15 protein-coding genes and 2 riboswitches are annotated in these 20,086 nt (G+C 38.6%); of the genes, 4 read left to right on the top strand and 11 right to left on the bottom strand.

What is annotated here, in order from left to right; all coding sequences use genetic code 11:
- Positions 1–27: 27 nt before the first annotated feature.
- The 3 genes from GN217_RS15200 to GN217_RS15190 form a co-directional block, all read right to left on the bottom strand.
- A complete protein-coding gene (locus GN217_RS15200) occupies positions 28–495 on the bottom strand; it encodes a flavodoxin (RefSeq protein WP_156857507.1) in 468 nt (155 codons plus the stop codon).
- Between the two features lie 93 nt (positions 496–588).
- Entirely contained in the window at positions 589–2,823 is a 2,235-nt protein-coding gene (locus GN217_RS15195) for a ribonucleoside-diphosphate reductase subunit alpha (protein ID WP_156857506.1), read from the bottom strand.
- A gap of 132 nt (positions 2,824–2,955) precedes the next feature.
- Positions 2,956–3,149, bottom strand: a riboswitch (cobalamin riboswitch).
- Positions 3,150–3,295: 146 nt separating this feature from the next.
- Complete coding sequence (locus tag GN217_RS15190; RefSeq protein ID WP_156857505.1) at positions 3,296–4,702, bottom strand: sigma-54 interaction domain-containing protein; 1,407 nt, start codon at positions 4,700–4,702, stop codon at positions 3,296–3,298.
- Positions 4,703–4,907: 205 nt separating this feature from the next.
- On the opposite strand from GN217_RS15190, the gene pruA reads away from it, so the two are divergent.
- The 3 genes from pruA to GN217_RS15175 all read left to right on the top strand — a co-directional run bounded on the left by pruA (position 4,908) and on the right by GN217_RS15175 (position 8,815).
- Positions 4,908–6,455 (top strand): L-glutamate gamma-semialdehyde dehydrogenase, encoded by a 1,548-nt coding sequence (gene pruA, locus GN217_RS15185; protein ID WP_156857504.1) that lies wholly within the window; start codon positions 4,908–4,910, stop codon positions 6,453–6,455.
- Positions 6,456–6,513: 58 nt separating this feature from the next.
- The gene (locus GN217_RS15180) at positions 6,514–7,716 is read left to right on the top strand and encodes an ornithine--oxo-acid transaminase (RefSeq protein ID WP_156857503.1); all 1,203 of its coding nucleotides are present in this window, start codon (positions 6,514–6,516) and stop codon (positions 7,714–7,716) included.
- A gap of 214 nt (positions 7,717–7,930) precedes the next feature.
- Positions 7,931–8,815 carry a LysR family transcriptional regulator gene (locus tag GN217_RS15175; RefSeq protein WP_156857502.1) on the top strand — a complete coding sequence of 295 codons (885 nt, stop codon included), beginning with the start codon at positions 7,931–7,933 and terminating at the stop codon, positions 8,813–8,815.
- A 137-nt stretch (positions 8,816–8,952) separates the two neighbouring features.
- On the opposite strand, the gene GN217_RS15170 is transcribed toward GN217_RS15175, so the two are convergent.
- The 3 genes from GN217_RS15170 to GN217_RS15160 form a co-directional block, all read right to left on the bottom strand.
- A complete protein-coding gene (locus tag GN217_RS15170; protein ID WP_156857501.1) occupies positions 8,953–9,924 on the bottom strand; it encodes a C-terminal binding protein in 972 nt (323 codons plus the stop codon).
- 35 nt (positions 9,925–9,959) lie between these two features.
- Positions 9,960–11,273: a YjiH family protein gene (locus GN217_RS15165; protein WP_232334461.1), complete on the bottom strand. Its 1,314-nt coding sequence runs from the start codon at positions 11,271–11,273 to the stop codon at positions 9,960–9,962.
- Between the two features lie 261 nt (positions 11,274–11,534).
- On the bottom strand, positions 11,535–12,851 hold the full coding sequence (locus tag GN217_RS15160) for an aspartate aminotransferase family protein (protein ID WP_156857499.1): 1,317 nt from the start codon (positions 12,849–12,851) through the stop codon (positions 11,535–11,537).
- Positions 12,852–13,184: 333 nt separating this feature from the next.
- On the opposite strand from GN217_RS15160, the gene rocF reads away from it, so the two are divergent.
- The gene (rocF, locus tag GN217_RS15155) at positions 13,185–14,108 is read left to right on the top strand and encodes an arginase (RefSeq protein ID WP_156857498.1); all 924 of its coding nucleotides are present in this window, start codon (positions 13,185–13,187) and stop codon (positions 14,106–14,108) included.
- A 446-nt stretch (positions 14,109–14,554) separates the two neighbouring features.
- Here rocF and GN217_RS15150 read toward each other — a convergent pair whose 3' ends face one another.
- The 5 genes from GN217_RS15150 to GN217_RS15130 are packed head-to-tail and all read right to left on the bottom strand — an operon-like array spanning position 14,555 to position 19,565.
- A complete protein-coding gene (locus tag GN217_RS15150) occupies positions 14,555–15,232 on the bottom strand; it encodes a carboxymuconolactone decarboxylase family protein (RefSeq protein WP_156857497.1) in 678 nt (225 codons plus the stop codon).
- Positions 15,233–15,288: 56 nt separating this feature from the next.
- Complete coding sequence (gene acsA, locus GN217_RS15145; RefSeq protein ID WP_156857496.1) at positions 15,289–16,992, bottom strand: acetate--CoA ligase; 1,704 nt, start codon at positions 16,990–16,992, stop codon at positions 15,289–15,291.
- 15 nt (positions 16,993–17,007) lie between these two features.
- Positions 17,008–17,709, bottom strand: coding sequence for an ABC transporter ATP-binding protein (locus tag GN217_RS15140; RefSeq protein ID WP_156857495.1), 702 nt, complete (start codon positions 17,707–17,709; stop codon positions 17,008–17,010).
- 13 nt (positions 17,710–17,722) lie between these two features.
- Positions 17,723–18,565, bottom strand: a complete 843-nt coding sequence (locus GN217_RS15135) for an ABC transporter permease (RefSeq protein WP_156857494.1) — start codon at positions 18,563–18,565, stop codon at positions 17,723–17,725.
- Positions 18,566–18,581: 16 nt separating this feature from the next.
- A complete protein-coding gene (locus GN217_RS15130; RefSeq protein ID WP_156857493.1) occupies positions 18,582–19,565 on the bottom strand; it encodes an aliphatic sulfonate ABC transporter substrate-binding protein in 984 nt (327 codons plus the stop codon).
- A 166-nt stretch (positions 19,566–19,731) separates the two neighbouring features.
- Positions 19,732–19,843, bottom strand: a riboswitch (SAM riboswitch).
- Between the last annotated feature and the right edge of the window lie 243 nt (positions 19,844–20,086).

Below are 20,086 nucleotides of genomic sequence, written 5' to 3'. Positions count from 1 at the left end.
TCTTTTAATTTTCTATTCTTACTCACTCTATACGCCTACTGTCACCCAGCTCTTCTGCTCTTTTTCTTTTCTTACACTTTCTACAATTCCATCTACCCAATTGGAAACTTTTATCTCCTGGCTTCCCCTTGGGGACTGTTCTATTTTCAAACCTTCCCATGGACTATTGTAAAATCTAGCTAGTTTCATAACTGCAAGACAGAACATCTCTTCCCCGCCAAATTGGGTTTCGCCTGAGCCAAACACGGCAATATTATCCGGCTTATAGCCGACATCTGCTACAAAGTCTTTTACTTCAGCCGGGGTACTACCCAGATCCCAAGTAAACGTCCCTAACATGACTACATCGTAATTACTTAACTCAGGAAAATAGGCACCCATACCAATTTCATATAATTCAGGTTGATAACCGTGATGATTTAATCGATCCTGGATCATCTCCGCTATTTCCTCGGTATTGCCACTAAAACTATGATAAGCAATGAGTATCTTCATTTATTTCACTCCTGTTTATAACGTACGATTAATCCCTTTGTCATCGATTCCTTTGGGCAGAGATATGGGAAAGTAAAAACTTTCCCATATCCATTATTGACACCACTCACATTCTTCAATATCTGTAGAAGAAGAGCGTACATAGTAAGTTGTTTTCAGTCCGCTCTTCCAAGCCTGTAGATGCAAGTCTAGTAAAACAGAAGCCCGGATCGTGTTCGGCACATACATGTTAAATGAAATCCCTTGGTCTACGTGTTTCTGGCGCATTGCATTCTGTTTCACCGACCAGCGCTGGTCAACAATATAAGCGGAACGTCTGTAGATATGGTAATTATTGTGGTCCATATCTGGTGCCGTTACAGGCATTTTAAAGTCTTTCTTCTCTTCATGATAGAAAGGTTTAAACACTGGGTCGATTCCTGCAGTAGAGCCGGCAATAATCGAAGTAGACGCATTCGGTGCAACAGCCATTACATAACCATTGCGGATTCCGGTTTCTTTCACCCGCTCCTTCAATGCCATCCACTCTTCGGAATCATCGTACCCTCTGTTATCAAAGTACTCTCCTGTACTCCATTTACTTCCTTCAAATACTTGATAGCTGCCTTTTTCTTCCGCTAAATCTGCTGATGCAGAAATCGCTAAGTAGGCGATTTTTTCATAAATTGCATCGGTATATTCTACAGCTTGCTCTGATTCCCACTCAATTCCTTCTTTTGCAAGCAGATGGTGGAATCCAAATGTACCTAGACCAATCGCTCTATACTTTTGGTTCGTGAGCGTTGCTTGTAATAATGGCAACGTATTGATATCAATGACATTATCAAGCATGCGAACTTGAATTTTGATGAGGCGTTCCAATACATTATCTGGTACAGCCTTTCCTAAGTTGACGGAGCTCAGGTTACAAACAACAAAATCACCAGGCTTGTATTTTTTCACAACGGCATTTTCTTCCGTGAGATATTGCTGGACAAACTCTGTCGGGGATTGGTTTTGCGTAATCTCCGTACATAAATTCGTGCAATAAATCATCCCAGTATGAGAGTTCGCATTCCGGCGGTTCACTTCATCTCGGTAAAACATGAATGGTGCCCCTGTTTCAAGCTGGGACCGCATGATTCTCTTCATAATTTCAATTGCAGGTACTTTCTTTTTCGAATCTAAATTAGCGTTAATGCATGCTTGATATTTCTTGCGCCATTCTCCATCACCTTTCTTCTCATCGTAGAAATCTTCTAGAGAGAAGCCCATCACCTCACGAACTTCATGAGGGTCAAATAAATACCAGTCTCCTCTGTTCTCCACTTGTTCCATAAATAAGTCTGGCATACTTACCCCTGTGTAGATATCATGGGCTCGTAATCTTTCGTCCCCATTATTTAGCTTCAAATCAAGAAATTCCTCAATATCGCGATGCCATACATCTAAATAAACCGAAATTGCACCTTTTCTAGTACCAAGCTGATCAACACTTACCGCCGTGTTATTTAACTGTTTAATCCATGGTACAACCCCACTAGACATCCCTTTAAATCCTCTAATTGAACTGCCCCTCGCTCGGACTTTACCCATGTAAACCCCAATTCCACCGCCATTTTTCGACAGTTGGGCAACATCGCTATTACTATCATAAATGCCTTCTAAACTATCATTTACCGTATCGATAAAACAACTCGACAATTGCCCGTGACTCTTCCCTGCATTAGCCAATGTTGGTGTCGCAACCGTCATATATAAATTACTCAGCGCCCAGTATGCTTCTAGAACGTGCTTCGTGCGACCCTCAGCTGGTTCTTCTTGCATAAGATGCATCGCAATAACCATCCAGCGCTCTTGTGGCAATTCATAGATATTCTTTTCATGATCCATTGCAAGATAACGAGTTGCCAATGTATAAATGCCAGGGTACGTAAATAATAAATCCCTTTCCTGTTCAAGTGACTCACCAAAATAATCAATTTCCTCTTTCGTGTAGCTTGAAAGAAGATTAGTAGAATAAATTCCTTTATCGGTCAATTGTTTTAATAAATCGTAGAAGGGACCATACGAAAGAGAAGCGTCATAACCCCTATTTTCTGCAGCCTTTTGATAGAGTTCATGCAAATAAATTCGTGTAGCAAAATAAGTCCAGTCTGGTGATACTTCGTCTATATTTTCAAGGGCATGGTTAATTAGAGCATCATAAAATTCATCCCTCATTTGGTCAGAATTCCAGAGTCCTTCCACTTTTTCTTTATATTTTTCGGTTTGAATATTTAATCCCTTGGCCCATTCATCAATTAATTCAATCCCTTTAGAACTTTTAGTTTGACTCATTGTTTGCATTTTATTTCCTCCCTTTATGTAAACACATTAAAAAAACCGTTCATTTTCGGGATGAACGGCAGGAAAAAACGACAAAATGCATAAAAAAATACACACTTCTTATCGTTTTACCTTTCTTACACCCCGAAGAAACAAAACTTGCAAGTTATGGCAGGTCTCCTGGCTTGTGCTTCTTCCTACTATAGCCCTTCCCATATCGTCACCTAACAGCAAGCGATATAGTGGTTTACTAATTCGTCCACACGTACAGTTGCGGGGGCAGCTCCAGCTTTTAACTGGATTCCCTTTTAAACAGTTATCTTGTCACCATTACTTATATACTACATTTAGTATTAAATTGCCTTGTCAAGCACTATATATTGAATTCTATCATAGAGTATACCCGTTTTCAACAATTAATAACTTACGAAAAGGTTCCGTTAGCTGAAGGAAAATTTACTCAAATGTTACAGACCGTTAATACGTGCTAAATTTAAATATTAAATTTCTTTATGCGATATTGAAGGCTCTGTCTGCTTATACCTAGAATCTTTGCAGCTTGTGTTATATTATAGTTATTTTCTAAAAGTGTTCGTTTAATATATTCCTTTTCCAACTGTTCCATTCTAACTCGCAGCTTTCTCGAATGAAAATCGTTTATAGGGGGACTATCCTTGCTGTTTCTATCATTGTCTCTCTTATATTTATTATGGTTTCGAAAACGAGTGGGTAAATGATGAACTTGAATTTCCTTTTCTTCAACTACTAGATTCATCGCACCTTCAATAGTATGCTCTAACTCCCTTACATTCCCTGGCCAGTCGTGTTCATAGAGTAATTCTTTTGCTTCCTCACTAACATTCTTTATATTCATTTGAAAAAGTGTATTGTATTTATGAATGAATTCCGTCGTTAAAGGCATAATATCTATTTTTCTTTCACGCAAAGGGGGGATGAATAAAGTTACGACACTCAAACGATAAAATAAATCTTTTCTTATTCGATTTTCCATAATCATATCGGCAGGGTCTTCATTAATCGTTGCGATAATACGAACGTCCACCTTTTTATCCTTTGTATCCCCTATTCTTCTTACTGTTCTTTCTTGCAGCACTCTCAAGAGTTTTGCTTGAAGGGAAGCGTCTAAAGAATTAATCTCGTCAAGTAACAAAGTTCCACCATTTGCTTGTTCAAATAGACCGGGTGAATCTATCGCATCCGTGAAGGCCCCTTTCTTTGTACCAAATAACAAACTCTCCATTAAACTTTCAGGTATTGCTGCACAATTCTGGGCGACAAAAGGAGCAGATGATCTTGCACTACCATTATGGATACTTTGCGCAAATAATTCCTTACCAGTTCCTGTTTCGCCAACAATAAGAACAGATGAAGTTGTTCGAGTTGCTAGTTTTGCATCTTCAATTACCGTAGCAAATTCTTCACTATCTCCAATAATTTGATCAAATGTAAATTTGGTGTTTTTCCTCTGTAACACATTTTCCTTAATAACTTGTTCTAATTGAGTGATATCTTTTGCTATCTCGACTGCCTCAGTAATCTTTCCATCTTTTATAATTGGAAAAGTATCATTAATCGTCGTGATTTCTTTTCCAATATTATTAAAGTAAGTTTGTTTAATCCCCCTAGTTTCTTTCCCGGTTGTTAATGTATGGACAAGTGTACTATGCTGATTTTCCTTAAATGAAAAAACTTCTAATACATCCTTATCCAATACGTCAGCTGCTTCCATTGATTCAATTTCCATCATTTTTTTGTTATAAATAATTGTTTTCCCTTGATTATTAATTACGTGGATACCAACATTCACTTCATCCAGCAACTGTTCATATAGTTTATTTCTATGCTTTAGTGCTTGCAGATCCATTACATCATTTCCCATGAAAGTGTTCCCTCCCTATTATCAGCTTAATGGAAATATACCGTAATAGCAAAATTTTTTTGCACGGTTATGCGCTTTTTAAAAATAACGCAATTTTATTTTGCATCTCTTTTTATTAAAGCCTTGATAAGTCAACACTTAAATAGTTGGCATGATTTTTGCTAGTTATACAAGTAAGCGAAATTTTATAAGGAGAGTGGATTCTATGTTAACACCGTATAAGCACGAACCATTTACAGACTTCTCAATAGAGAGCAATCGCAAAAGATTGGAATCTGAGTTAGAAAAAATTGAAAGAAAACTCGGGGGAACTTATGACCTCTTAATAGATGGAGAAAAAGTACTTACTGAAGAAAAGATCACTTCTATTAATCCGGGGAAAAAAGAAGAAATAGTTGGATACGTTGCCAAGGCGAATCAGGAACATGCTGAAAAAGCTGTGCAAGCAGCGAATCAAGCTTTCCAAACTTGGAGATATACGAATGCAATTGACCGGGCGAATATTTTAATACGGGCTGCAGCAATTATCCGTCGCAGAAAGAGTGAATTTACAGCTTTACTGATTAAAGAGGCTGGAAAACCATGGAACGAAGCCGATGCTGATATTGCAGAGGGTATTGACTTTATGGAATATTATGCACGACAAATGATTGAATTAGATAAAGGAAAAGAAATAAATAGTAGACCAGGGGAATACAATCGGTACCTCTATACCCCTTCAGGCGTTGCAGTGACCATTCCGCCATGGAACTTTGCTTTTGCCATTATGGTAGGTACAACGGTAGCACCACTTGTTACAGGCAATACAGTCATACTTAAACCTGCAAGTGCAACCCCTGTAATTGCTGCAGAATTTGTAGATGTTTTATTGGAAGCAGGCATACCAGATGGCGTCATCAACTTCCTACCAGGCAGTGGTTCAGAAGTTGGAGATTATCTTGTGGATCATCCAAAAATAGCGCTAATAACCTTTACAGGCTCACGTGAAGTTGGAACTCGCTTATATGAACGTGCCGCAGCGGTTAATGAGAACCAATTTCACTTAAAACGTACAATTGTAGAGATGGGTGGAAAAGATACAGTTGTAGTCGATAATGAAGCAGACATTGATATTGCTGTCGACGCCATTGTAACTTCTGCATTTGGATTTTCAGGGCAAAAGTGCTCTGCTGGATCTCGCGCAGTCGTTCATGAAGATGTCTATGATGAAGTACTAGAAAGGGTAGTAAAACGCACGAAAGAGCTAACTGTTGGTGAAACTACCACACCCGACGTTAATATGGGACCTGTTATCGATCAAGCTGCCTTCAACAAGATTATGAATTATATCGAAATCGGTAAAGCAGAAGGCAAACTAATGACTGGTGGCGAGGGGGACGACTCCAAAGGTTATTTTATTCAGCCAACCATTTTTGCTAATTTAGATGTAGAAGCACGTATCATGCAGGAGGAAATCTTTGGCCCTGTTGTTGCATTTGCAAAGGCAAAAGACTTTGATCATGCACTGGAAATTGCCAATAACTCTGAATATGGATTAACAGGAGCGGTAATTACAAATAATCGTGAAAAAATAAATAAAGCTTCTAGAGAATTTCATGTCGGTAATTTATACTTCAACCGTAATTGTACGGGGGCAATTGTTGGTTACCACCCGTTTGGCGGATTTAAAATGTCTGGTACGGATTCAAAAGCGGGAGGTCCAGATTATTTGGCACTCCATATGTTAGCGAAAACAATTTCTGAATCATACTAATATAGAACAGTGCAAGGAGCATCATAGCTCCTTGCACTACTCTAAAGGAGGAGTACGGATGACTTTAACGCAAACAACCGAAGAAATTATTGAATTAACCGAGCATTATGGTGCACATAACTATCATCCACTACCGATTGTAATTTCGGAAGCAGAAGGGGTCTGGGTAAAGGACCCGGAAGGCAATAAATACATGGACATGCTTAGTGCTTATTCAGCAGTCAACCAAGGACATCGGCACCCCAAAATTATTAAAGCACTTAAAGAGCAAGCCGATAAAGTAACTTTGACATCCCGCGCTTTTCATAATGATTTGCTAGGTCCCTTGACAAAACGAATTTCAAAATTAACTGGTAAAGATAAAGTATTACCAATGAATACAGGAGTAGAAGCAGTAGAAACTGCGATAAAAGCTGCTCGCCGATGGGCTTATGAAATAAAAGGAGTAGAGGATAATCAGGCAGAGATCATTGCTGCAAAAGGGAACTTTCACGGACGAACAATAAATGCAGTTTCTTTATCTAATGATCCTACTGCAAGAAAGAATTACGGCCCATTTATCCCCAATATTAAGCGAGTAGACTTCGGTGACATAGATGCTGTCAAGCGTTCGATTACAGAAAATACTGCCGCTATTATTGTAGAGCCTATTCAAGGGGAAGCCGGAATCATCATTCCCCCCGAAGGCTATCTCAAAGGAATTCGTGAAATATGTACGGAGAATAATGTGTTATTCATTGCCGATGAGGTGCAAACAGGCTTGGCACGCACTGGAAAAATGTTTGCATGTGACTGGGAAGATGTTGTACCAGATATCTATGTATTGGGTAAGGCCCTTGGGGGTGGAGTATTTCCAGTATCCGCTATCGCTGCGGATAAAGAAATAATGGATGTCTTTACACCTGGATCACACGGTTCGACTTTCGGTGGAAATCCACTAGCATGTGCAGTTTCTTTAGCTGCCCTTGATGTAATAGAAGAAGAGGATCTTGTGACAAGATCACTGGAGCTTGGTCAATACTTCGAAAAAGAATTGCGTAAAATAAACATCCCCGAACTGAAAGCAATTCGAGCTCGCGGACTATTCATCGGTCTAGAGTTCAATCATCCGGTTCGCGGTTATTGTGAGAAACTAAAAGAAGAAGGCGTCTTATGTAAAGAAACGCACGAAAACACAATCCGACTTGCACCACCATTAACGATAACAAAAGCAGAACTTGACTGGGCTATTGAAAAAATTAATAACGTATTATCATCATAAAAATAGATAATCTATCATCCTATTTGTACAATCGCTGTATCTTTATCAGGCTTGAACGGTGATTGTATTTTTTTATCTTATCCATTTAACTGCTATAAAGCTTTATTTTATAATCTTCTCTGCTGCTAATAACAATCTAAAGTGGTATATTATAGGGTATTAAAGTTAGAAGAATCAGTAATATTTTTCTGTTTGTTATGGAAGGAGCGATAAAATGGAAATTAGAAATCTAAAGACATTTCAAGTTGTAGCGGAAAAATTAAACTTAACGGAAGCTGCAAAGGAATTGAAATACACCCAACCTACTGTAACTTTACATATCCAAGCTTTAGAAGAAAGATTAAACCATAAACTTTTCACCCGAATTGGTAAAGAGACCTTTTTAACGGCCGCTGGTAAGAAGTTTAAGGTACATGTAGATCATTTACTTGCATATATAGAAGACATCGAAAGAGACATGCAGAAACTGCACCGCCCTGATGGAACTCTTACGATTGCAGCATCTGAATACTATTGTACGCGCTATCTTGCATTAATAATAAAGGCTTACTCCGAGATGTATCCAAATGTTCGTTTAAACCTTCTCCCACTAAATAGTCACCACGCTCTTGCATGCGCTAGAAACCATGTTGCTGATATCGCCATAGTGGCAGGTAACGATGGAGGAGCTGATTTAAATAAGATTATTTTAGATGAAGAGCATGTGGTATTAGTCGCTTCCTCTGAGATTAGTCAGGGAAAAAATGTAGATGAAATTTTTTCTGATTACCCATTTATTTCTTATGATGACGATTGTAGTTTTAGTGAAATTGCTAGTAATTACTTTAAAGAAACGGGTCTCAAACCAGAATCAACCATTATTTGTGGAGGTAGTGATGAAACAATAAAGCGAATTGTTTTAAATGGGACAGGCTCCGCTGTATTAGGAGAGAATATAGTCAAAGAAGAATTAGAGGATGGTTCTCTTATCGTTTTAGAAAGGATTGCTGATCTTGTCACCACTTCATCTATTTATTTAAAGGTTCGTTCGGAAGAGCCAAATATTCAAACATTTAATGAGCTATTACAAAGCGCTTGGCCACTAGCTACTCATCATTAGAATTTAACTAAGCCAGTTATATCTAAACTAATGCAAAAAAACATCAATTAACCCACATCAAATGAATATGTGGGTTAATTAATCCTTACAAATTAAAAATATAACATGCTAGTATACTTCAATTTTTTAGCAAAATATTATACATACACTCCATTTACAATCTGAGCCTTTTTATAGTTCCCTTCAAAGAAGTTTTTTACATTTGTTGCACTTTCAATTGAAGCCTCCCGAATCGCTTCTTGGGAATAAAATGCAATGTGGGGAGTAAGAATTATATTTTCATACTCCATAAACGCATGGGTGTGCAAATCAGGGTTTTCTTCAGTTAATACATCTGCAGCATAATATTGCATTTTCCCAGAATCAATGGCACGTACAATTGCAGACTCATCAATCAATTGTCCCCTTGCTGAGTTAATAAAGATAACATGGTCTTTCATTTTTGCGATACTTTGATCATTAATGATTTGATATGTATCATTATTTACCGGCAGATGAATACTTAAAATATCTGACTCGGCCAGCACTTCGTCAAAAGAAACTAGATCCACATGATACCTTTCCTTCACTTCACGTTTATCAATAAACGGATCATACGCAATTACTTTTGACCCGAATGGCTTCAATCTTTCGACTACCAACCTGGGAATATTACCAAACCCTAATAGACCTATCGTTTGTTCCTCAAGTCTTCTTGTATTTGGAAATGTGTCAAACTTCCATACTTTTTCTTTTTTAACTTGATGATGAAATGAACTAATTCTACGATTAAGCATCAATATCATAGCCATCGTATAATCAGCAACCTCTTTAATGCAGTATTTTGAAACATGGGATACGGCAATGTTTTTAGATTTTGCATAGTCTATATCTGCATAATTGAATCCTATCGTACCGAATGCAATAAGCTTTAGATTAGGTAATGCATCTATTACCCGCTTTGTAAATGGTTCATATTCACAAATGACAGCATCTGCATCTTTGCAGTTTTTAATCAAATCATCTTCCGTATAAGATGGAATTTCTTTAATTTCAATCTGGTCACCAAAGATTTCTTTCTCAATTCCGAGTGCACCCGGAAAGTCAAAGGTACGTACTACTTTAAACATAAAATTGCCTCCGTTATAGACTTAATTTTTAAAGTCTAGTAAATAATATGTGCAATGATCGCAATAATCGGCATGGAAATGATTGTTCTTTGAATAAAGATAATTAATAAATCCCAGAAATTCGCCGGCATTTTTGAAATGATTATTAAAGTTGCCATTTCTGTTAAATAAATAATTTGAACTAATGATAAAGCTCCAATAAAGAATCGTGTTATTTCAGTTTCTATTCCTGAAGCTAACACTGCAGGAATAAACATATCAATAAATCCAGTGATCGTAGCAGGCGCCGCAGCTTGCGCCTCAGGGATTCGAAGGAACTCTAGCACATAAACCATTGGCTGGGAAATAATAGTGAAGAAGGATGTATATTCTGCAATAATCAATGCAATCGTTCCAATTGCCATCACTTGAGGTATCAAGACAAATGAAATATCTACAAAAACTTCATATCCCTGCTTCAATTGTGTCTTTAATGAACCAGACTTTTCCGCACGTTTTACAGCTTGTTCCAACGCCCAAGCAATTTTGCTTTTGTTTTTAGGTACTACTTCTGTATAATGATTCTCAACATGAAACGCATCAGGGATTCTGGATACCGGTGGAATTCTAGGGATGATCATTGCACAAATAATCCCTGCAATAACTATCGTTAAATAAAATATCGGAAATATGTGGTCTACTTCCAGCATTCTTGCAATAACAAGACAAAATGGTAAGGATACCGTTGAAAAGTTTGTAGCAATGGCTACTGCTTCTCTCCCAGTATAAAATCCTGTATTATATTGCTCCCGTGTTAGTACCACGCCAACGTTAACATTTCCGATCCACGACGCTAATAAATCAATAGCCGATCTTCCAGGCAGGGTAAACAACGGTCTAATAACACTTCGTAAAAGTGTTCCTGTGAATTCCATGATCCCAAAATTAATCAGGTAAGGCATCAAGAATGAAGCTACTAAAAACCACATAATCAACGTGGTCAATAATCCCATCATTGTACCACCTGTACTATCAGAATACACCACACGAAGTCCAACTTGATAGTGTGTCATAATGACAGCCGCCATTCCAATGACTCTTATGACGAGCCAAAAGAACGATGTATTGAACATTGAAGATAACATTCTAGATGATGTAATAAACTTAGGCTTAAAGAAATAAGCTATGACTGACAGAACAGTTGAAAGGATAATTACTAATGTTATTACGAATGGAAGGAAACTTGAAAATAAATCAATAAAAAATTCAGTGATTACTCCAAGCGGAATATTAAAATTATTATCTGCATCTCTTACTGGCATTAAAAAAATAATGACACCGAATAATGAAGGAATGATAAACTTTAACAAACCAGATACTGAGACTGAGTATTCTTCAACTTCCTTCTTTTGCGCTCTCATAACAATCACTCTCCAATCTTAGATCACTCTAGACCATAAACCATACTTATATTCTGAATATCTATTTTCCAATTCTTAATAGGTCTTTCACCTCAAGATACCGCTTACATTTAAACGTACATCTAAACAATAAATCCTAATCACAGATTAGAACATCATGACTCATATGATATTGCGGGGTAAGCACAAAAAGCTATTTTCCTAAGCTACTCAGTTATCTGCTCCCTTTAAATCCTGCTCATATTCAGCTACCGCTTCACCCAATATAGCAATTCCTTGATCTAAATGTTTTCTATCAATGGTTAGAGGTGGCATCATACGAATTACTTCCCCCTGATTACCACTCAAGTAAAGAATAACTCCCTTTTCAAGGCATTTTTCAAGTATGTTCATTAATCCTTCCCCATTCGGCTCGCCTGTGTCTGGGTGAACAATTTCAATTCCTATCATTAGTCCAATTCCTCTTACGCTACCAATGGCTGGATGGTTTTCTTTGAGGTTCTCTAATTTTTCCAACGCATACTCACCTAGGATTCTAGTATTTTCAATTAAATTTTCCTCTTTAAAAACATCAATCGTTGCACATGCCGCTGCACAAGCTACTGGATTCCCTCCAAATGTTGTACTATGACTCCCAACTTCCCATTGTTCCATTAATTCCCTTGAAGCCACCGTTGCACTTAATGGAAGTCCACTAGCAATTCCCTTTGCGATTGCCATGATATCTGGAGTAACACCGAATCTATTAGCTGCAAACCAGTCACCAGTTCTTCCAAACCCTGTTTGGATCTCATCAAAGATTAGTAAAATATTATACCTGTCACAAATCTCTCTAATCTTTTGCAACCAAGCTTTCGGAGGCACAACATATCCTCCTTCACCCAAGACAGGTTCTAAAATAACTGCTGCAACTTCACCAGGGTCAACTTGATGATTAAATAGTAATTCAAAGTCCTTTTCTACATGATCAGACCAGTAAAGCTCCGGATCTTCTCCTCGAGGTGTTTCCGACACCTTTGCGTAAGGGAGCTGATAGGTCATATTCCCTCCAACTGGAAGATGCTTTCTATATTTGCTTTTAGAAGAGGTTAGACTCAATGCGCCCATCGTTCTTCCATGGAATCCTCCAAGAAACGAGACAACATAGGGCCTTTTCGTTACATGTCTTGCTAGCTTAAGTGCCCCTTCTATCGCTTCCGTGCCACTATTTCCGAAAAAGAAACAATCCAACGGTTTCGGTAAAATAGTTCTAAGCTTTTTAGCTAAGTTCAGGATAGACTCGTAATTGATAATACCAATTGGCCCATGTACTAGATGATCTACCTGATCTTTGATCGCAGCAACAACTTTTGGGTGTCTGTGACCTGTATTTTCTGTAGCAATACCAGCTGTTAAATCTAAATATTTGCTATCATCGATTCCAATATAATGCAAACCTTCAGACCTTTTAACAGGCAAATTTGGAAAGTCTTTGGCCATAGTAGGTGCTAGTAGACCTTCTTCATTTACTTTTTTCCAATCCATCATTTGAAGACATCTCCTATTTAATAAATTTTGAAATATTAAACATGATTCTTCCACAATGTTAAAAATCCGTCAAACACCATCCATAAGAAAATTTAATACTGATTAAATCCTTAATTTTTAATAAATTAACCTCAACAAATTTATAAAAATGCAAAAGGGATTTTAAAAAACTATCTTACCTATTATCTAAATGCTATTATCGCAATACTCCTAAATATCTATGAGATATTAATAGAGTAAAGTAATGTATATTTATTAACTTTCATTGTTAGATTGATTCATATCGCTTAAACAACTAAGATATTCTTAAGCTTTATTATGGGAGGTATTTTTATGGGTAAAAATATATCAATTTTAGGAGTTTCAATGGATCTGGGACAATCAAGAAGAGGGGTCAACATGGGACCTGATGCAATTCGTTATGCCGGTATTGTGGAACGACTGGAGAATATCGGTCATATGGTGGTCGACAATGGAAATATTACGGTTTGCAACAACGATATGAACAATTCAGCCTCAACGAACTTAAAAAACTTGGATGCAGTTCTTAAAACAAATACAGATTTACAGGAGGAAGTAGATAATATAATAAAAAACGAAGCATTTCCTTTAATTTTAGGAGGAGATCATAGTATAGCGATCGGAACATTAGCGGGATTAGCACAGAATTATTCTAATTTGGGTGTTATTTGGTTCGATGCCCATGGAGATTTGAATCTTCCAGAAACATCTCCCTCTGGCAATATTCATGGGATGCCGCTTGCAGTTAGCTTAGGATATGGTCACCCTTCCCTTGTCAATATCGGGAGTAAGGCTCCAAAGGTAAAACCTGAGAATGTAGTGATGATTGGAATACGCGATTTAGATGAGGGAGAAAAAGAGTTGATTAATCAAATTGGCCTGAAGGTATACACGATGCATGAAGTTGATAAACTTGGAATGAATCAAGTGATACTCGAAACAATGGACTATCTTAAAAATACAGATGGAATCCATTTATCTTTAGATTTAGACGGTTTAGATCCGCTTGATTGTCCCGGTGTAGGCACTCCAGTAAACGGTGGAATCAGTTATCGTGAAAGTCATCTTGCAATGGAAATGTTAGCAGATACAAATTTAATTACTTCCGCTGAATTTGTTGAGGTAAATCCTATTCTAGATGAAAGGAATAAAACAGCTGAAGTTGCAGTTGATCTTATAGGTTCTTTACTAGGTGAGAAAATCTTAAAAACATCTCCACCGAAAGCAACAATTTAAATTAAAGTATCTTAGGAACGCAGCTATAAATCTATCTTCATGTATTAAGATATTTAATAGTTGTTCATTTAACTTTTGCAGTCTGAAATAATTGTAGGCTCTTCCCTAGTATAATTAGTGGATGCAACAAGTAATTCCATTATTGTATTGGATGCGCTTCCAATATCTTAATCAAGAGGGAAGAGGCATTTTCATTTTTCATTGTCCATTTGAACAAGTTTTGAATTCGTTCGGGTGATTAGGAGCGCTATAATCACTCGAACGGGCTTAGATTTGAGTTCGTTCAGACAATTAAAGGGGTTCTAATCAATCGAACGAGATACATTTAAGTTCGTTCGGACGATAACATGATAAAATCAAAACCACATGGAATAGGGGGAGAATATTAGATTTTTTCACTTGATTCCATGCGGCTTTTCTATTGTTTTTTCTATAGACTTTTAATCTTAGCTATCATATGCATTTAACGCATTCACACTATGCGCGATCGCCGAGCCCGCCTTTAATGCCGTTGCAACAAAAATCGACTCTGCTAGCTCTTCTTTCGTCACACCCGCTTTCTTGGCTCCCTTTGTATGGATAGCAATGCAATACGGGCAACCTGTCGTATGCGCAACAGCTACTGCGATGAGTTCCTTTTCTTTCACACTTAATATATTATCCTTGAGTGACAACGTATCAAAATCTACAAACGCTTTGAATATATCGTCATTTAGTGCAGAAAACTCTTTTAACCGGTTAAAATAAGATTGTTTATATAATTCTTCATCCTGGGTTTCATCGTAAGCATTCAGTGCATTTACACCATGAGCAATTGCGGATCCTGCTTTTAACGCTGTTGCAACGAGAACTGCTTCAGACAATTCTTCTTTCGTCACACCTTCAGTTTTACCTGCTTTTACATGGACCTCGATGCAATACGGACAACCTGTCGTATGTGCAACAGCAATCGCAATGAGTTCTTTCAACTTTCTAGATAACTTTCCTTCAGCCAATGCTGCCTTATCAAACTGCGCAAACGCTTTAAACGTATCTGGCGCCAGATCACCTAATTCACCAAGACGGTTGAAATATGATTTTTGGTACAATGCTTCCTGATTTGTAGCTACTGTTTCTTGACTCATGATAAGTTCCTCCTTGTTATTTTCATCTATTTAAATAAAATTACTTCTCAAATGAATTAAACTCCTACTTTTCCCAGCTCTTTCGCTTTTAACTCCCGGCGTAAAATTTTTCCGCTGATCGGTGTTTTCGGAAGCTCCTCCATAAATTCAATTTCTTTTGGTGCAGCATGTGCTGCAAGACCTTTACGGACGAATTGGCGCAATTCTTGTAGTAACGCTTCACTCGTCTCATAGCCACTCTTCAACACAATAAACGCCTTCACAATTTCTCCTCTGACCGCATCTGGCTTCCCGATAACACCAACTTCTGCGACTGCAGGATGTTCCATCAGCTTACTTTCCACTTCAAATGGACCGATTCGTTCACCGGAAGAATTAATCATATCGTCACTTCTCCCTTGGAAAAAGATATAACCATTATCATCCATCGTCGCCAAGTCACCTGACACATACCAGTTTTCAAACGGGAAGTACGTCTCATATTTCGCCGGGTCTTTCCAAACTTCGCGCATAATAGCAGGCCAATTTGCTTTCAGCGCTAAATGCCCTACTTCTCCAGGTAAAAGTTCTTTTCCATCCTCATCTAAAATCGCTGCTTCAATCCCTGGAAAAGGCTTGCCCATTGATCCTGGAACGATTCTTTCTGTCGGTAAATTGACAATAAGCTGTGCTCCCGTCTCTGTCATCCACCATGTATCATGGATACGTCTAGATAATGTTTTGATCCCCCAACGAATGACTTCTGGATTTAATGGTTCACCGACACTTAAAATATGACGAATCTTAGATAAATCATAGTTTGTTATCTTCTCATCCCCTTTTGCCATCAACATTCTAAAAGCTGTCGGGGCACTATACCAAACCGTTACACCTGCTTTCTCTAAGACAGAATACCATTCATCCGCATCAAATCTGCCACCATGAATGACAATCGTTGCCCGGTTTAAGAGCGGTGCAAATACCCCGTATACCGTTCCAGTCACCCAACCAGGATGAGCCGTACACCAGTAAACATCATCATCTTTTAAATCCAAAACCCATCTACCCGTGATGTATTGCTGGATCATTGCCCGGTGTGCATGGATAATACCTTTCGGGCGACCAGTCGAGCCACTCGTATAGTGAATATTAAGTCCGTGGTTTAAATCCACCCACTCGATAATGCCTTCTTCTGCTTGTGTCGCTCGTGCTTCAGCATAGAGAGAGATTTCATCACCTTCACATTGCTCGGGCTCTCCAGTAATCCAGACCGTCTGAAGGGAAGGCAACTCTTTCCGTGGAACACGCTTGATCAATTCCGGCGAAGCAATTAAGTAAGTACCTTCACAGTCCGCAATACGCTCTTTCACAGCATCTTCCATAAACGCTTCAAACAGTGGTCCGACAATCGCACCAAGCTTGATTACGGCAAGCATGGCGATATGACAATCAGGATGCTTTTCTAAAAAGACGAAGACGAAATCGCCTTTTTTTACCCCTTTATTTTTTAGAACCGTCGCCCAGAGATCCGATTGCTCTTTTAATTCACGGTAAGTCAATGTATTTTCTTCAGCTTCTCCGAAATAATGAAGTGCGATTTTTTCTCCATAACCATCAGCCACATGGCGATCCACACTCTCATATGCCATATTTACATTTCCAGTATCCGACCAACTAAAATGAGACTCGATTGCCTTCCAAGTGAAATCCTCCCTGACAGGCAGATCAGCTGCTATATTATAATTCCCTTCATATGAATCAATGACTTCTTCTTTCCCCATCGTTCGTTAGCCCCCTTATTCAATATGTAATACATCTAAAATTTCAGCTTTTTTTGCTGCTAAGTTTGAATTACCCCGGTCACGAGGCTTCGCGCCCACAACGGACAGCTCTCTTTCCAATGTCCCTGGCTGACCACCAAGAATCAATATCCGGTCACATAAGTACAATGCTTCATCAATATCATGTGTAACGATAATCATCGTTGTCGAGCGAATCTCTTGAATTTCTAACAATAAATCCTGCAATTGCATTTTGGTGAAAGCATCAAGTGCGCTAAATGGCTCGTCTAATAACAAAACACTAGGCTCTCCAATAAGTGCGCGGGCAATCGCCGTTCGTTGCGCCATTCCACCAGATAAACCTTTTGGAAAATGATTGCCAAATTCGGATAATCCGACTAGATTCAAATATTCCTGCACGTCAACACTTTTCGTATCTTTTACACCAAATAAGATATTTTCTTTCACGGTTAGCCAAGGCATTAATCTCGGTTCTTGGAAAATCATTCCGATTGGTTGCTCACCTAGACTCGCAAGCTCAATATCTCCCTTAAATCCTTCATCCAAACCAGATAACACCCGTAATAATGTACTTTTCCCACAACCACTCGTTCCCAGGATTCCAACCGTCTCGCCTTCCTGAATGGCAAATGATAGATTTTTAAATCCTGCCAGTCCGTTATTGAACGTTCTTGATGCGTTTTCTACTTTCAACATGATGATCCCTCCGTCAGAGCTGGTTTTGTAAGTTATCCTGCCATTTTAATGCACGGGCCTCTAATGTCTTCAATAGGAAATCCGTTGCTTTACCTAGTAGTGCGAATAATATAATGCTTGCAATGATCAGTTCAGGTGAATACGTATTTTGACCGACGACGAGCAAATATCCTAGTCCTTGGCTTGCTCCCATTAACTCGGAAGCAACAACGAACATCCAGCCTAATCCAACCCCGCTCCGTAACCCAACGAGGAAAGATGGGAGGGATGCTGGAAAAATAATGCGACGAACTGTTTGTAATGCTGTGAAATAGTGAATCTTCCCAACCTCAATTAACTTCCGGTCTACACCTTGAATTCCTGAAACGATATTCAAATAAATTGGGAAAAAGACACCAACTGCAATTAACATCACTTTAGAGGCCTCTCCAATTCCCATCCATAGGATAAATAGTGGCACCCACGCGAGCGACGGAATCGAACGAAACGCTTGGATTAATGGATCCATCAATTGTTCAAACCATTTAAAATAACCGACAACAGACCCGATGACAACTGCGGCAACCGTCCCAGCTAGAAAACCAACAGCCACACGATAGAAGGTGATCCCAACATGCCCCCAAAGTGTTCCTTCATTCGCTAGTTCAATGATTTTTTGTACAATTGTCGTTGGAGAGGGAAAGACATAAGCATCGAGCAAGCTGAAACGAACCGCCGCTTCCCAGATGATCAACAGAACAGCTGGGATAATGAGACCAAGCGCGAACCCCCTCACTTTCTTCCATTCTGAGTTGACCTTAATTGCTTTCTTTTCTTTTACTTCAAATATTTCATTTACCTCTGTTTTGACGGACATGCCTATTCCCCCTACTTCATTCGATTACATTTTTTGAATATTGTTCAACGATCAATTCTTCCACAAGTTCCTTAACATCAATATTTTCTTGAATGACACTTTCCGCTTGCAGTACTTCACCTGCTGCGTTAAGTGCTTCAATTTGCTTCTCTCCGGGAATCGGATCTGAAAAGTCATTCCGTTCCAAGCTCTTCTCAGCTATCTCTAAATCCATATCTGCTTCTCGTGCCAATATTTCCGCTGCCTCCTCTGGATTTTCGATTACCCATTCTCTCGCCTTTTCATAGACTTCAATTACTTTTTCTATAACCTCTGGATGCTGTTCTGCAAATTCGGAGCGAACATTTAATGTTCCGTACGTATTTTTATCATGGTCCCGTAAAAATAAATTTGCTCCTGAATCAACTTCAACTTTTGCCATATGTGGATCTAACCCTGCCCATACATCGACTTGATCGGTTAAAAGAGCATTTGCACCATCAGCATGTTGTAAGTTCACAATTTCCAAATCCTGTGAGGAAAGTTCCGCTTCCTGCAACGAACGCAGCAGGAAAATGTACGGGTCTGTCCCTAATGTGGCAGCTACTTTCTTACCTTCCAGTTGTTCTACCGATTTAATGTCAGAATCAGCTGTTGCGACAAGTGCCGTCCATTCCGGCTTCGAATAAATATAAACGGACTCAATTGCCGATCCGTTTGATTTTGCAATTAATGCAGCTGCCCCAGCAGCCGAACCGAAATCTACACTACTCGAATTTAAAAACTCCAGTGCTTTATTACTCCCATGACTGAGCACCCATTCCACTTCTATCCCCTGCTCCTCAAACACTTCCTCCGCCCAACCAAATTCTTTCAATGCTAGACTTGTCGGGGAATAATATGCATAATCTAATACCACTTTATCTAATGTGTCCTTTCCTTCTCCCTGGGCAGAGTCACAAGCCGTTATAATGAGCGAGGCTCCAATCATTCCTGCGATAAAAGCAATCCACTTTCTCATGTCTAGTTCCTCCTAGGCTTATTTTTATATTGAATTTCAATTTAAGTTTGCCAAACTTTATTTTCCTTATAAGTATAGTCGGGTTTAAATGTGAACTTTCCACCTTTTCAAAGATTGCTTCATATAAAAAACCCCCTTCCTTAAGAAGAGGGTTTTAAAATTCCTCCTCTTATCTTTCAGATTCTTAAAAACTGTAGGATTTAGCACCTTTGCAGTTTGGCCAACTGCAGGTTGCCGGGTTTCGTCGGGCCTATTCCCTCCACCACTCTTAATAAGAGAGTATACATATGTAATTGTATTGAACAAATTATTTTAAAATTTTACCGATTGGAAACAATTCTAATCAAAAAGAATAAAATTGTCAACTTCTTTTTTAAAGTTTCAGTGGGACAGAGGGTCAGTGAACTGCGCCCTGTCAAGTGGACAGTGAAAAAATAAAAATCTATGCCGCAGCCTGGTACCTATATTCTAACGGTGCTAGGCTGTTTAATTTCGTTTGGTATCGTTCTTCATTATAAAAT

The organism is Oceanobacillus sp. AG, from assembly GCF_009746545.1.
In the GTDB taxonomy this organism is placed as follows: domain Bacteria; phylum Bacillota; class Bacilli; order Bacillales; family Amphibacillaceae; genus Oceanobacillus; species Oceanobacillus indicireducens.
Note: the sequence above shows the minus strand (reverse complement) of the source record. Positions and strands in the feature narration are given on the sequence as shown.